A 14,346-nucleotide genomic window follows, 5' to 3' on the forward strand; every position below is an offset into this window, starting at 1 on the left:
GCGAGACGACCGCAGGATACTCACACGTCGAAGAACACCGTCTCTTCCGGCCCCTGCAGATTGATCGTGAAGGTGTACACGATCTTGCCGGCACGCTCGCTGCGCTTTGCGATCAGCGTCGCGCGCCGGGCCGGCTGCTCGATCAGGTTGAGCACGGGATCGGCGGCATTGGCGGCCTCTTCGTCCGAGAAATAGAGCCGCGTGTTGAGACCGATATTGATGCCGCGCGCGACGATCCAGAGATTGACGTGCGGCGCGCATTTGCGCCCAGTCCTGTCGGTGATCGCGCCCGGTTTGATGGTCTCGAAGGTGACGAGGCCGCTGTCGAAGTCGGAGCCGGCGCGGCCCCAGCCGCGAAACTCTTCCTCCAGCGCACCGGCCGAACGGTCGGCCGGATGGTTGTAGCGGCCGGCCGCATTGGCCTGCCAGATCTCCAGCAGCACGTCGCGCAACGGCGTGCCGGCGCCGTCGAGCACCCTGCCCTCCAGCGTGATGCGTTCGCCCTTGGTATTCGGCGTCACCAGCACGTTGGAGAAATTCTTCTCGAAGATGTCGAAGCCGGCCATCGCCGGGATCAGGCCGATATGGACGTAGGGCCCGGCGGTCTGCGAGGCGGTTTCCTTGAGATAGTTGAGCGGCTGCGGCATGGGTTTTAGTTCCCCGCGGTGCGATTTTCGAAATAGGTGGAGCGCTGGCCACGCAGGACGATGTCGAAGCGGTAGGCCAGCGAGTCGAACGGCTTCGAGGCGTTGAGGTCGAGGGGCGCCACCAGGCGGTCGAGTGCATCCTTGTCCGGGATCGTCGTCAGGATCGGACAGACCGGGATCAGGGGATCGCCCTCGAAATACATCTGCGTGATCAAGCGCTGGGCAAAGCCCGAGCCGAACACCGAGAAATGGATGTGAGCGGGGCGCCAGCTGTTGACGTAGTTGCGCCAGGGATAGGGGCCCGGCTTCACGGTGCGGAAGTAGTAGTAGCCGGTATCGTCGGTGAGCGCGCGGCCGCAGCCACCGAAATTCGGGTCGATCGGCGCCACATACGTGTCCTTCTTGTGCCGGTAGCGGCCGCCGGCATTGGCCTGCCAGAACTCGACCAGCGTGTTCGGAACGCCGCGGCCGGTCTCGTCCAGCACGCGGCCATGGACGATGATGCGCTCGCCGACCGGATCGCCGTCCTTGGCGTAATTGCGGATCAGATCATTGTCGAGCGGGCCGAGATCATTGTGCCCGAACACCGGCCCGGTGATCTCCGAGATCGAGTTCTCCAGCGACAGCAGCGCCTGGCGCGGCGAGCGCAGCACCGAGGATTTGTACCCCGGCGCATGCGCTGGCGGATGAATGGAACGATCACGCTGAAAGAAGCCGCCGTCGCCGAGCGGCGGCGTAAAGGGCTCGGGTCGGTTGAGGCGGGGATCCCGCAAGGCTGGCGCCTGGGCATTCATCGGCGTTGTCTCTCCCTGAAGCGCCCAGGTCCGGGCGCGGCTTATCGGGAGATCATGGGCCGGCCTATTCCACAGATAAATAGATCGATTATAATATATTTCATGAATAAAATCGATCATTTGGCTCTCGACGGCCACGCCCTCGAACTGTTCCTCGCGGTGCTGGAGGAAGGTTCGGTGACGGCGGCGGCCACGCGGCTCGGCCTGACGCAATCTGCGGTCAGCCACGCCCTGAACAAGCTGCGGCGCATCGCGGGCGATCCGCTGTTCGCCAAGTCCGGCCGTGGCATCGTTGCGACGGCTCATGCCCAGGCGCTGGCCGGCAAGGCACGCGCGCTGATCGATGAGATGCGCAGCTTTGCCGGCGGCGTCAGCTTCGCGCCGGCCCAGGCCCAGCTGTCGCTGACGATCGCCGCCAACGACTTCCAGCGCGACCTGTTGCTGCCACGGTTCTTCGACCACGTCGCCGCACAAGTGAAGAGCTTGAACCTGCGCGTGATTCCCTCGCAATCGCCTTCGCCGGCGATGCTGCGCGAGAACCGCTGCGACCTCCTGATCACCCCGCTGCCGCCATCCGGCGTCGACATCGTGCAGAAACGGCTGCTGAGGGATCACTACGTCTGCTACTACGACGCAAAGGCGCGTGCCGCGCCGGCCAGCCGCAACACTTATCTCGCGGCGCGTCACATCACCGTGGTCTATACTGACAATGAGCGGCTCGACTTCGATCGCCGGCTGGCAGCCAACGGGCTCCATCGCGACATCGCGATCTCGGTGCCGAGCTTCTCCGGCGTCCCGTCGTTCCTGCGCGGCTCGCAGATGCTTGCGAGCATGCCGAGCCTGCTCGCATCCGGCGTGATGCGCGGCTTTGGACAAACGCCGATACCGCTGGCGTCCCGCGCGCGGACCCTGGCCGAGTTGCCGATGTTCATGGTCTGGCACCAGCGTTACCAGAAAGACCCGGCCCACCGCTGGGTCAGGAGCCAGCTCGAGGCCGTCGCGGCGACGGCCGGCAAGTCCTGACATCAAGTCCTGACATCGAGCCCCGATATCGAGCCCTGACATCGAGCCCTGATATCAAGTCCTGATGTCAGGTGCCGTCGTCTGCAAGACTGCCCTTCGCAAACCCACTGGTTGCGCAAGGGGAGCCGCGCTAAAATCCGCTCATGACAGTGACCGACATTGCGAGCCGGACCTACAATCACAGCTGGCGGCTGGATCCCATCATCCGCAGCCTGCTTGATACCGACTTCTACAAGCTATTGATGTTACAGATGATTCGGGAGGATTACCCGAGTCAGCAGGTGACCTTCTCGGTCATCAACCGCTCGCGCCATGTGCGGCTCGCCGAGATCATCGACGAGGGCGAGCTGCGCGCCCAGCTCGACCACGCCCGCACCATCCGCTTCAGCAAGAAAGAGCTGATCTGGCTCGCCGGTAACACCTTCTACGGCAAGACTCATATGTTCTCGGCGGACTTCATCCGCTGGCTGGCGGAATTCCGTTTGCCTGAGTACGAGCTGCGCAAGGTCGAAGGCCAGTACGAGCTGCATTTCCATGGCCCCTGGACCCACACCACGATGTGGGAAATTCCGGCGCTTGCGATCCTCAACGAGCTGCGCTCGCGCGCGGCGATGAAGGGCCGCGGCCGCTTCGAGCTCGACGTGCTCTATGCCCGCGCCAAGGCCAAGCTGTGGACCAAGGTGGAGCGGCTGCGCAAGCTGGAGAACTTGCGGCTCTCCGACTTCGGCACCCGCCGCCGTCACGGCTTCCTCTGGCAGCGCTGGTGCGTCGAGGCGGTGAAGGAAGGCCTGGGCTCATCCTTCATCGGCACCTCCAACGTGCTGCTCGCGATGGACAACGATCTCGAAGCGATCGGCACGAACGCACACGAGCTGCCGATGGTCGCAGCCGCGCTCGCCAGGGACGACGAGGAATTGCGCTGGGCGCCTTACCGGATTCTCGACCAGTGGCGCCAGACCTATGGCGGCAACCTCCTGATCGCGCTGCCCGACGCCTTCGGCACCAAGGCCTTCCTGCGCGATGCGCCGGAATGGGTCGCCGACTGGACCGGCTTCCGCCCCGACAGCGCGCCGCCGATCCAGGCCGGCGAGGAGATCGTCGCCTGGTGGCAGAAGAAGGGCCGCAACCCCAAGGACAAGCTCCTCGTCTTTTCCGACGCGATGGACGTCGGCTCGATCGAGGAGACCTATCATCACTTCGCCGGTCGCGTGCGGCTCTCCTTCGGCTGGGGCACCAACCTCACCAACGACTTCGTCGGCTGCACGCCGGATGGCTCGTTCGATCTCGATCCGATCTCGCTGGTCTGCAAGGTCTCGTCGGTGGACGGCCATCCGGCCGTCAAGCTCTCCGACAATCCGGAGAAAGCGACCGGCCTTCCCTCGGAGATCGAGCGTTACCTGCGCGTGTTCGGCGACGCCGGCCGCGTGCGCAAGCCGGTGCTGGTGTAGAGCACGTCACGGCGACGGCGATGGCCCGCGAGCAGGCTTCCGCGCCGGAGCGCGAGGTGGCGTAAGACGGCGAGCGGGTTCGCCGGTCATGCCGCCGTTCGCCGCTCCTGCGCGTAACGCACCAGCGCGGCGAAGCGATAGATGCCGTGCACGAACTTGCCGTAGGGCATGGTGATGAACAGAGCAAACACCGCACCGAGATGCAGCGCGAGCAGCGGGCCCATCGCGCCAGTCTCGCGCAGGAGCAGCAGCAGCATCCCGGTGAAACCGGTCAGGAACAGCATGGCGATGAAGCCGACATCCATGCCGTAGCGGCTCTCGTCGAGCAGCGCCGGATCGCGCTGCATCCTGGCCATGAACAGGCCGATCGGCCCGATGATCAGACCGATGCCACCGAGCGTGCCGAGCACGACCGGCAGATCCCACCACGGATACGGCGCCTCGCGTCCCCAGAGATAGTGATACAGCGTCGCCACCGACGTCGCGACAAAGCAGAGCAGGAAGCCATAGAACGTCAGATGATGATAGAGCTTGCGCCGGTCCGTCGGACGGTCGTCCTCGTTGTAGCAGCCGACGCCGCCGCCATGGAGATAGCTCAGCTCGCCGGCATCACGGATCGCCTGGAACATCGAGCCGCCATCGGCGCGGCCGCCGATCGGCGCACCAATATCGCGCCAGAACGCGCGCACGCTCATGGCGAGGGCTAGGATGGCATAGAGAAGTGCGGCGCTGAACAGCGCAGCCATCGCATTGTGCGGCATCAATTTGTAGAACGCACCCGGCCCGGTGTTGACGCCGAACAGCACGTTGCGATCGTTGAGCACGGCGAAGCCGAGGATGAAGGCCGCCATGCTCAGCGCGGCGATGATGCTGATGAGGAGGCCGTTGCGCGCGAACGCGCCGGACAGCATGCGCGGCCAGGCATAGGCCGCATAGGATTCCGCGCGTGCGACCGCAAGCGTCTTGGGAACGTTGACGTTGAACTCGTGCGGCGGCGAGAACTGGCAGTCGACGTAGCAGGCGCCGCAGGCATGGCAGAGATTGGCGAGATAGTTGAGGTCGCCGTCGGAGAAGGCGCGCCGCATCTCCATCGCCGGAAATACCGCGCACAGACCCTCGCAATAGCGACAGGAATTGCAGACCGTCATCAGACGGTCGGCTTCGTCCAAAATCCTAGTTCCGTGCATGTTTCGCCGCTTCCCGTCCTGCGATCCGCCCGAACACGCTGCCGATGGTCATGCCCATGCCGGCCGCATAGCCCTGGCCGAGCACGTTGCCGGCCATGATCTCGCCGGCGGCGAACATGTTGCCTGATGGCTTGCCGCCCTTCATCAGCATCCGCGCCTCCTTGTTCACGCGCGTGCCGAGATAGGTGAAGGTGATGCCGGGCCGCACCGGATAGGCGAGATAAGGCGGCGTTTCGATTTTGCGCGCCCAGTGCGTCTTGGGTGGCGTTATGCCCTCTGTGCGACAGTCGTCCAGAATGGTGTGATCGAACGTGCCGGGCCGCACCGCGGCGTTGAATTCAGTGATGGTCTTCTCCAACGCGGTCGGATCGAGCTCCAGCTTACCGGCAAGCTCGGCGACGCTCTGCCCGGCGATCGGCGGAAACAGCGTCGGCATGAAGCTCGTGACGACGGTGGAATCGAAGATGATGTAGGCGATCTGGTCGGGCTGCGCCGCGACCAGGCGGCCCCAAATCGCGTAGCGCTTCGGCCAGATGTCCTCGCCCTCGTCGTAGAAGCGCTGGGCATGCCTGTTGACGACGATGCCGAACACGACGGAGTCGTGGCGCGTGATGATGCCGCCGTCGAATTTCGGCGCGCGGGCGTCGATCGCGACCGCATGACATTGCGTGGGATCGCCGACCTCCTGCACGCCCTTGTCGAGCAGCAGCTTCAAGATCGAGCCGCGATTATAGGGGGTGCCGCGGATCAGGAAATTGTCGGCAGCCTCGCCCCAATATCGCTTCAGCCATTCGACGTTGGCCTCGAAGCCGCCAGCCGCCGCGACCAGCGAAGTCGCGCGGATCTCGGTCTCGCCCTTGAGGCGCGCGGCGAGGAACATGCCATCCTCGATCACGAGGTCGATGACCTCGGCGTCGTATTCGACCTCGACGCCGAGCCGTTCGGCCGTGAGATACAACGCGTTCAGCATGGCCCGGCCGCCGCCGAGAAAGAAGGAGTTGGTGCGGCCGAGGCTCAGCGTGCCGCCCAGCGAGGGCTGCCAGCGCACGCCCTGCTCCACGATCCAGTTCAGGATGTCCTTGGACTCCCGGATCATGTGACGGGCCAGCTCCTCGTCGGTCTGCCCGCCGGTGACGCGCAGCAGGTCCTCCCAGAATTCCTGTTCGGTATAGGGGCCAGTCAGGATTTCGGTCGCCGCATCGTGGGCGCAGCGCATGTTGCGGGTGTGGCGGGTGTTGCCGCCGCGATAGAACTTCGGCGCACCTTCGAGCACGAGCACCGAGGCGCCGCCGCGCCGTGCGCTGATCGCCGCACACAGGGCCGCGTTGCCGCCTCCGATCACCAGCACGTCGTATTTGCTGCCCATGCCGTCTGCCCGATGCGACGAAGTTGGAGACATTCTGCCGGCCGGCGGGCTCGATTGCCGCCGATCCGCCATTGCGTACTTTTGTATACAAAGATATACATAACAGGCGCAAGCGGCATCTCTGCATGGGCAGGATGCGCATCGAGGGATCATGGCCAGACGCCCGGCAAAGACAGGCGGATCGGTTTCGCGCGGCGCCGGCGTGGCGCTGGGCGAAGCCGTGTTCCGCTCACTGTGCGAGGCGCTCCAGGCCGGCAGCTACCGCGCCGGCGACCGCCTGCGCGAGGAGGAAGTGGCGCAGCGGCTCAAGGTCAGCCGCACGCCGGTGCGGGAAGCGCTGGGCCGGCTCGCGGCGCGCGGTTTCGTCGCGCCCGCCGGCGGCCGCGGGCTGATCGTCCGCAATCTCGACATCTCCGAGGTGCTCGAGCTCTACGCCATGCGCGAGATCATGGAAGGCGCTGCCGCGCGCCTCGCCGCCGCGCACGCTTCAATGACGGAGATCGACGCGCTCTGCGATATCGAGCAGGCCTTTGTCGAGACATCCGCGAGAGACGCAGCCGAAATGGCGCGGCTCAACCGCGCCTTCCACGAGGCCATCTGCCGCGCCGCACGCAACCGCTATCTCGACAACGCTTCGCGGGAATTGCAGGATTGGATCGCCCTGCTCGGCCCGACCACCTTCACCGTATCGGGCCGCCCTTCGACCAGCCACGCCGAGCATCAGGCTATCATCGACGCGATCGCCGCGCGCGACGGCGACAAGGCCGAGCAGCTGGCGCGCGCACACATCCGCGAAGCGCTGCGCTGCCGGCTCAAGCTGCTGCAGAAGCAATAGGCCGAGACGCTCACGCCAGCACGTCCGCGACGACCGCCTTCAAAACTTCCCTGACGTCACCGGGCTTCAGCCGCACCTGCAAGCCGCGCTGCCCGCCGTTGAGATAGACCAGGTCATGGGCGAGCGCGCTCTGCTCGACCACGGTGCGCACCGTCCGCCGCCGCCCGAACGGGCTGATGCCGCCGACCTTGTAGCCGGTGACGCGCTCGGCCTCGGGCGGCTTCATCATCTGCGCCGACTTGCCGCTCGCCGCCGCCGCCAGCTTCTTCATCGAGACCTCCTGGTCGGACGGCACGACCACGCAGACCGGCTTGCCATCGACCAGCGCCATCAGCGTCTTCAGGACGCGCGCCGGGTCCTCGCCAAGGGCAGCGGCCGCCTGAAGCCCGATACTCTCGGCGTCGGGATCATAGTCGTAGGTGTGAACGGTGAAGGCAACACCGGCGGCGCCAAGCGCACGTGTGGCGGGGGTGACTTTGGACATAAACGGTATTTACCACCGTCATTGCGAGGAGCGAAGCGACGAAGCAACCCGGAATCTTGCCGCGGAGGCAGTCTGGATTGCTTCGCTTCGCTCGCAATGACGGTGTGGGTGCAGATGCGCGCCCCACCCGCGACGCCCCCCTACTCCGCCGCGTCCCGCATCTCGGCGCGCTCGGCCCGTACTGCGCAGAACTTGAACTCCGGGATCTTGCCGAACGGGTCCAGCGCCGGGTTGGTGAGCAGGTTCGCCGCCGCCTCGGCGTAGCAGAACGGCATGAACACCATGTTCTCCGGCACGTCGCGGTCGGAGCGGACCTTGACCTCGACGGCGCCGCGGCGAGTCTCCAGGCGAATGAAATCGCCCGGCGCGAGGTTCTTCTTCCGCATGTCCTTCGGCGACATGAACGCGACCGCCTCCGGCTCGATCTGATCGAGCACCTGGGCGCGGCGCGTCATCGAGCCGGTGTGCCAATGCTCCAGCACGCGGCCGGTCGACAGCACCATCGGATATTCATCGTCCGGAATCTCGTCCGGCGGGATGACCTTGGCCGGCACGATCTTGCCGCGGCCGGTCGCGGTCGGGAAGCCCGTGGTGAAGATGATCTCGTTGCCGGGCTTGTCGGGAGCGTCGGCCGGATAGGTGACCGCGCCTTCGCGCACCAGCCGCTCCCAGCTGATGTTCTTCAGCGACGGCATCAGCTCCGCCATTTCGGTATAGACGTCGCCGGGGCCTGAATAATTCCACGGCAGCCCCATGCGCTTGCCGATCTCCTGGATGATCCAGAGATCCTGCCGCGCATCGCCCGGCGGATTGATCACCTGGCGCGCAAGTTGCACGCGGCGGTCGGTGTTGGTGAAGGAGCCCTCCTTCTCCGCAAAGGCCGAGGCCGGCAGGATCACGTCGGCATGGAATGCGGTCTCGGTGACGAAGAGATCCTGCACCACGAGATGATCGAGCATGGCGAGCGCTTCGCGGGCATGCTGGAGATCGGGATCGGACATCGCGGGATTCTCGCCCTCGATATACATGCCCTTGATCTCGCCGTCATGGATCGCGTTCATGATCTCGACCACGGTCAGCCCCCGGACGGGATCGAGGTCCTGCTGCCAGAGCTTTTCGAAGGCGCCGCGCAGGTCGTCGCGGCCGACCGGCTGGTAGTCCGGCAGGAACATCGGAATCAGGCCGGCGTCGGAGGCGCCCTGCACATTGTTCTGGCCGCGCAGCGGATGCAGGCCGGTGCCGGGACGGCCGACCTGGCCGGTGATCAATGCAAGCGCAATCAGGCAGCGCGCATTGTCGGTGCCGTGAACGTGCTGGCTGATGCCCATGCCCCAGAAAATGATCGACGATTTCGCGCGCGCATAGGTCCGTGCGACCTCACGCAGCGTCTGCGCCGGGATGCCGCAGATCGGCTCCATCCTCTCCGGCGTGAATTCCTTGATCTTCTCCTTGAGCTCCTCGAAGCCCTCAGTGTAGCCGGCGATATACTGGTCGTCGGTCAGGCCTTCGGTGATGATCGTGTTGATTATCGCATTCAACATCGCAACGTCGGAGCCGGGCTTGAACTGCAGATGCTTGGTCGCGTGACGCGACAGCGTCTGTCGCCGGGGATCCATGACGAACAGCTTGGCACCGTTCTTCGCCGCATTCTTGATGTAGGTCGCCGCGACCGGATGATTCACCGTCGGGTTGGCACCGATCACCCAGATCACTTCGGCGTCCATCGCGGCCGCAAACGGCGCCGACACCGCCCCCGAGCTCAATCCTTCGAACAGCGCCGCGACCGACGAGGCGTGGCACAAACGGGTGCAATGGTCGACGTTGTTCGAGCCAAAACCGGTACGCACCAGCTTCTGGAACAAATACGCCTCTTCGTTGGAGCCCTTGGCCGAGCCGAAGCCGGCCAGCGCCTTCACGCCCTTCTCGTCGCGAATCTTGACCAATCCCTCAGCCGCGATGTCGAGCGCCTCTTCCCAGCTCGCTTCACGGAAATGCGTGAAGGGATTGGCGGGATCGACCTGGTCGTTGGCATCCTTCTTCGCATTGGGCAGCCGCACCAGCGGCTTGGTCAGGCGATGCGGATGGTGGATGTAGTCGAAGCCGAAACGGCCCTTCACGCAGAGACGGTTGTGGTTGGCGGGGCCGTCACGGCCTTCCGCATAGATCACCTTCTCGTCCTTGACCTCATACGTGACCTGGCAGCCGACGCCGCAGAACGGGCAGAGCGAGTCGACCTTCCTGTCGGCATAGGTGACGCGGGTCTGCTTGTCGTCGAGCATCACGGCCGGCATCAGCGCCCCGGTCGGGCAGGCCTGCACGCATTCGCCGCAGGCGACGCAGGTGGATTCGCCCATGGGATCGTCGAAATCGAACACGATCTTGGCGCCGGCATTGCGATAGGCCATGCCGATGACGTCGTTGACCTGGACCTCGCGGCAGGCGCGCACGCACAGGCCGCACTGGATGCAGGCATCGAGATTGACGCGCATCGCCGGATGGCTGGCGTCGGTCGCCCAGCGTTCGGCGGCGGGGAAGCGGCTTTCGGTGACACCCGTGGTCTCGGCCCAGTGCCAGAACTTCGAATCCGGATCGTGCGAGGTTTCGCGTGCCGGCTGGTCGGCGACGAGCAGCTCCATCACCATCTTTTGTGCCGCAATCGCACGCGCGGATTCCGTCTTCACCTTCATCCCGACGGACGGCGTGCGCTTGCAGGATGCCGCCAGCACGCGCTCGCCTTCGATCTCGACCATGCAGGCGCGGCAATTGCCGTCGGGGCGATAGTCCGGTGCCGGCGAATAGCAGAGATGCGGAATGTCGCGGCCCTGGCGTTTTGCGACCTGCCAGATCGTCTCGCCGGGCTTGGCCTCGACCTGCTTGCCGTCGAGCTCGAACGTAATCTTCGTCATTCGGCCGCTTCCTTGAACTCGTCGGGGAAATATTTGATCACAGAGGACAGCGGGTTCGATGCCGCCTGTCCGAGCCCGCAGATCGAGGCGTCGCGCATCGCCTGGCTCAATTCTTCCAGCAAGGCGCGGTTCCAGACCGGCCTCTGCATCAGCAGCGCCGCCTTCTGGGTTCCGACGCGGCACGGCGTGCACTGGCCGCAGCTCTCGTCCTCGAAGAACTTCATCAGGTTCAGTGCTGCCGCGCGCACGCTGTCACTATGCGACAGGATCACGATCGCAGCCGAGCCGATGAAGCAGCCGTATTTCTCCAGCGTGCCGAAGTCGAGCGGGATGTCGTCCATCGAGGCCGGCAGGATGCCGCCGGAGGCACCGCCTGGCAGATACGCATAGAACTGATGGCCATCAGCCATGCCGCCGCAATATTCGTCGATCAGCTCGCGCACGGTGATGCCCGCGGGCGCCAGCTTCATGCCGGGATTCTTCACGCGGCCCGAGACCGAGAAGCTGCGCAGGCCATGACGCTCGTGGCGACCATGGCCCTTCCACCAATCGGCGCCCTTCTCGACGATGTCGCGCACCCACCACAACGTCTCGACGTTGTTGATCAGCGTCGGCAGCCCGAACAGGCCGACCTGGAACGGATATGGCGGCTTGTGCCGGGGCAGGCCGCGCTTGCCCTCGATGCTTTCCAGCAGCGAGGATTCCTCGCCGCAGATATAGGCGCCGGCGCCGCGGCGCATGTGCAGCGTCGGGCCGCCCGGAGGGAGCTTGGCGATCTCGCGCTCGAGGATCTCGCGCGATGCCGGGTATTCGTCGCGCAGATAGATGTAGATGTCGGAGGCCTGCACCACGTGCGCGCCGATCAGCATGCCCTCGATGAAGCGGTGCGGATCGGTTTCCAGGTAATAGCGGTCCTTGAACGTGCCCGGCTCGCCCTCGTCGCCGTTGATCGCCATCAGCCGCGGGCCCGGTTCGCCCAGTACCGCGCGCCATTTCCGTCCCGTCGGGAAGCCGGCGCCGCCGAGGCCGCGCAGCGAAGCATCGTCGAGCGCCTTGAGGAGATCGTCCTTCGACAGCTCGCCCGAGCGCAGCCGGCCCAGCAGCTTGTAGCCGTCGCCGGCGACATAGGCATCGTAGTCGACATATTTGGGCAGATGCGCGTGAGTGTCGCCAGCCTTGGCCGCCGCCATTACGTTGGCGACGGTGGCGTGATCGACGAAGTTGTGACCGACTTCCGCGGCAGGCGCGGTATCACAACGACCGACGCAGGGCGCGCGCACGACGCGGATGCCGGGACCTGACGCACTCTGCAGATCCTCGAGCAGCTTCTCGCCGCCAAGCATCGCGCAAGTCAGCGAATCGCAGACGCGGATCGTCAGCGGCGGAATGTCGGGCTCGCCTTCCTTCACCACGTCGAAATGCGCATAGAAGGTCGCGGTCTCGAACACCTCGGCGAAGGCGAGCTTCATCTCGTCGGCGAGCGCGGCCAGATGCGCAGCCGAGATTTGATGGTACTTGTCCTGGATCAGGTGCAGATATTCGATCAAGAGATCGCGCCGCCGCGGCCTGTCGCCGAGCAACTTCTCGATCTCGTGCGCGGCCGTGGGATCGACCTGCCGCCCCTTGGGAGTCGCCTTGGCGCGTCGGCGCCCCTCGCCGGGATGCTCGAACGGGCGGACCTTGTGCACGTCGTGGCTCATCGATTGGTCTCGATCTCGTCTTTTAGAACGGCTCCAGTTCTAGCTTCTGGCATGCCAGATGCCAAGTAAATTCTCATGCTCTCGGAAGCAGTTAAGCGCGGCTCGAAAGGCAACCTTGGAGTGCTGCCGGACACAGCCTTGCGTTCGTCTAACGCGCCAACTGATGGAACGAAGCCTGAATTGGTCTGGAGATCAATAAAGGCTTCCCATGCTGCGATAGCGAAATCGTATCGCGCTCCGGCTCCGAGGCTACGGCGGGAGCGCGCAAGCTGCGCTCCCGCCCGCGGCGAAGATCAGAAAATCTTGACCGCGCTCTCCAGCGTCTTCCAGACACCCCAGAGGAGAGGACCGCCGACGATCGCCCAGAAGAACGCCGCCTTGATGTCAAGCCCGCCAAATCCGATGCCGTAGGAGCCGTGCGGCCCCGCAGCCGCGGCGCTGGCGCTCGCCGCCTGCAACTTGGCGACGTCGGCCTCCTTCATGTGCCACTTCGAATCCACGGGCTTGATCAGGTAATTGCAGATCAGGCCCGCGATCAACATCGCACAGAGGATGTACATGGTGGTGTTGTAGAGTTGGTCGCGCGGCACGCCGGCCGCAAGTTGGAACTCGCGGATGTAGTTCACCACGACCGGGCCGATGATGCCGGCGGTCGACCACGCCGTCAGCAAACGGCCGTGGATGGCGCCGACGAACTGCGTTCCGAACATGTCGGCAAGATAGGCCGGCACGGTCGCAAACCCGCCGCCATACATCGACAGGATGATGCCGAATCCGGCCACGAACAGGAGCTTCGAGCCCATCGCCGCAAAGGTCGGCGCCAGCGCGTAGAGCACGATGCCGAGGATGAAGAACGTGTAGTAGGTGTTCTTCCGCCCGATCCTGTCCGACAGCGACGCCCAAAAGAAGCGGCCGCCGATGTTGAACAGCGACAGCAATCCGGCGAAGCCGGCGGCGATCGCGGCGATCTGCGCCTTCTGCCCGGCATCGAGCGCGTTGAAGCCGACTTCCGGCAAACCGATCAGCTTGCCGGCGAAGATCTCCTGAAGCATCGGCGAGGCCATGCCGATCACGCCGATACCTGCCGACACGTTGAGGCAGAGCACCCACCAGATCAGCCAGAACTGCGGCGTCTTGTGCGCGTCGTTGAGATGGACGTTGTTTTTCGAGATCATCGCGTTGGCCTTGACCGGCGGGGTCCAGCCTTCGGGCTGCCAGCCGGCCGGCGTCACGCGATAGGCGAAGGCGCCGATCATCATGAAGACGAAATAGACCACCCCCATCGTGACGAAGGTCTCCCAGACGCCGACGGAGGTCGGCGTCTTGAAGTAGTTGATCAAGAGATTGGCCAGAGGCGCTCCGATCATGGCACCGCCGCCAAATCCCATGATGGCCATGCCGGTCGCCATGCCGCGGCGGTCCGGAAACCATTTGATCAACGTCGACACCGGGGAAATGTAGCCGAGGCCGAGACCGACGCCACCGATCACGCCGCAGCCAAGCCACATGATCCAGAGCTGGTGGACGTAGACGCCGAAGGCACCGATCAGAAGCCCGCCGCCCCAACAGCAGGCAGCGACGACGCCCGCCTTGCGCGGACCGGCGCGCTCGAGCCAGCCGCCCCAGATCGCGGCCGAAACGCCGAGCAGGACAAAGAACAGCGTGTACATCCAGCCGAGGCTCGCAACCTTCCAGTCGCAGGTCGTGGTGAACAGCTCCTGCCACAGCGACATGTCGGGGCAGGCCTTCGGCGCCGCGACGCCGATTGCGCGCGACAGCGGCAGCCAGAACACCGAGAAGCCGTAGGCCATGCCGATGCACAGATGGATGCACAGCGCCGCCGGCGGCACCAGCCAGCGATTGAACCCGGCCGTCGCGATCGTGCGTTCACGATCGAGAAAGCCGGAAGCACCAACCGGTGCAAGAACGGTATCGGCAGTCGTCATAAGCATTACC

At 64.9% G+C, this 14,346-nt stretch carries 11 protein-coding genes; 3 read left to right on the forward strand and 8 right to left on the reverse strand.

The window, feature by feature from the left end; translation table 11 throughout:
- Positions 1-20 precede the first annotated feature (20 nt).
- Positions 21-647 (reverse strand): protocatechuate 3,4-dioxygenase subunit alpha, encoded by a 627-nt coding sequence (gene pcaG / locus P6U27_RS29060; RefSeq protein WP_122405070.1) that lies wholly within the window; start codon positions 645-647, stop codon positions 21-23.
- 5 nt (positions 648-652) lie between these two features.
- A complete protein-coding gene (pcaH, locus tag P6U27_RS29065; protein ID WP_407192960.1) occupies positions 653-1,441 on the reverse strand; it encodes a protocatechuate 3,4-dioxygenase subunit beta in 789 nt (262 codons plus the stop codon).
- 102 nt (positions 1,442-1,543) lie between these two features.
- Between pcaH and P6U27_RS29070 the strand changes: the two genes are divergently transcribed.
- Positions 1,544-2,464, forward strand: a complete 921-nt coding sequence (locus P6U27_RS29070; RefSeq protein ID WP_407192961.1) for a LysR family transcriptional regulator — start codon at positions 1,544-1,546, stop codon at positions 2,462-2,464.
- 143 nt (positions 2,465-2,607) lie between these two features.
- On the forward strand, positions 2,608-3,912 hold the full coding sequence (gene pncB, locus P6U27_RS29075; protein ID WP_129143609.1) for a nicotinate phosphoribosyltransferase: 1,305 nt from the start codon (positions 2,608-2,610) through the stop codon (positions 3,910-3,912).
- An 86-nt stretch (positions 3,913-3,998) separates the two neighbouring features.
- Here the strand turns inward: pncB and tcuB are convergent, their stop codons facing one another.
- Together tcuB and tcuA are read right to left on the reverse strand one after the other, a co-directional pair.
- Entirely contained in the window at positions 3,999-5,099 is a 1,101-nt protein-coding gene (gene tcuB / locus P6U27_RS29080) for a tricarballylate utilization 4Fe-4S protein TcuB (protein WP_407192962.1), read from the reverse strand.
- Positions 5,086-6,465, reverse strand: coding sequence for an FAD-dependent tricarballylate dehydrogenase TcuA (gene tcuA / locus P6U27_RS29085; RefSeq protein ID WP_407192963.1), 1,380 nt, complete (start codon positions 6,463-6,465; stop codon positions 5,086-5,088). Before tcuA ends, tcuB begins: the two co-directional genes overlap by 14 nt.
- A 151-nt stretch (positions 6,466-6,616) precedes the next feature.
- On the opposite strand from tcuA, the gene P6U27_RS29090 reads away from it, so the two are divergent.
- The gene (locus P6U27_RS29090; RefSeq protein ID WP_122405076.1) at positions 6,617-7,300 is read left to right on the forward strand and encodes a GntR family transcriptional regulator; all 684 of its coding nucleotides are present in this window, start codon (positions 6,617-6,619) and stop codon (positions 7,298-7,300) included.
- Positions 7,301-7,310: 10 nt separating this feature from the next.
- Here the strand turns inward: P6U27_RS29090 and ybaK are convergent, their stop codons facing one another.
- From ybaK to P6U27_RS29110, 4 genes are all read right to left on the reverse strand, one after another.
- Positions 7,311-7,784: a Cys-tRNA(Pro) deacylase gene (gene ybaK, locus P6U27_RS29095; RefSeq protein ID WP_122405077.1), complete on the reverse strand. Its 474-nt coding sequence runs from the start codon at positions 7,782-7,784 to the stop codon at positions 7,311-7,313.
- A gap of 140 nt (positions 7,785-7,924) precedes the next feature.
- Complete coding sequence (fdhF, locus tag P6U27_RS29100; RefSeq protein ID WP_407192964.1) at positions 7,925-10,690, reverse strand: formate dehydrogenase subunit alpha; 2,766 nt, start codon at positions 10,688-10,690, stop codon at positions 7,925-7,927.
- A complete protein-coding gene (locus tag P6U27_RS29105; RefSeq protein WP_407192965.1) occupies positions 10,687-12,390 on the reverse strand; it encodes an NADH-ubiquinone oxidoreductase-F iron-sulfur binding region domain-containing protein in 1,704 nt (567 codons plus the stop codon). The genes fdhF and P6U27_RS29105 overlap by 4 nt, the downstream gene beginning before the upstream one ends.
- Before the next feature lie 293 nt (positions 12,391-12,683).
- The gene (locus P6U27_RS29110) at positions 12,684-14,336 is read right to left on the reverse strand and encodes an OFA family MFS transporter (protein ID WP_209294453.1); all 1,653 of its coding nucleotides are present in this window, start codon (positions 14,334-14,336) and stop codon (positions 12,684-12,686) included.
- Positions 14,337-14,346: the final 10 nt, after the last annotated feature.

Source organism: Bradyrhizobium sp. STM 3566 (assembly GCF_045571445.1).
Classification (GTDB): Bacteria; Pseudomonadota; Alphaproteobacteria; order Rhizobiales; family Xanthobacteraceae; genus Bradyrhizobium; species Bradyrhizobium vignae.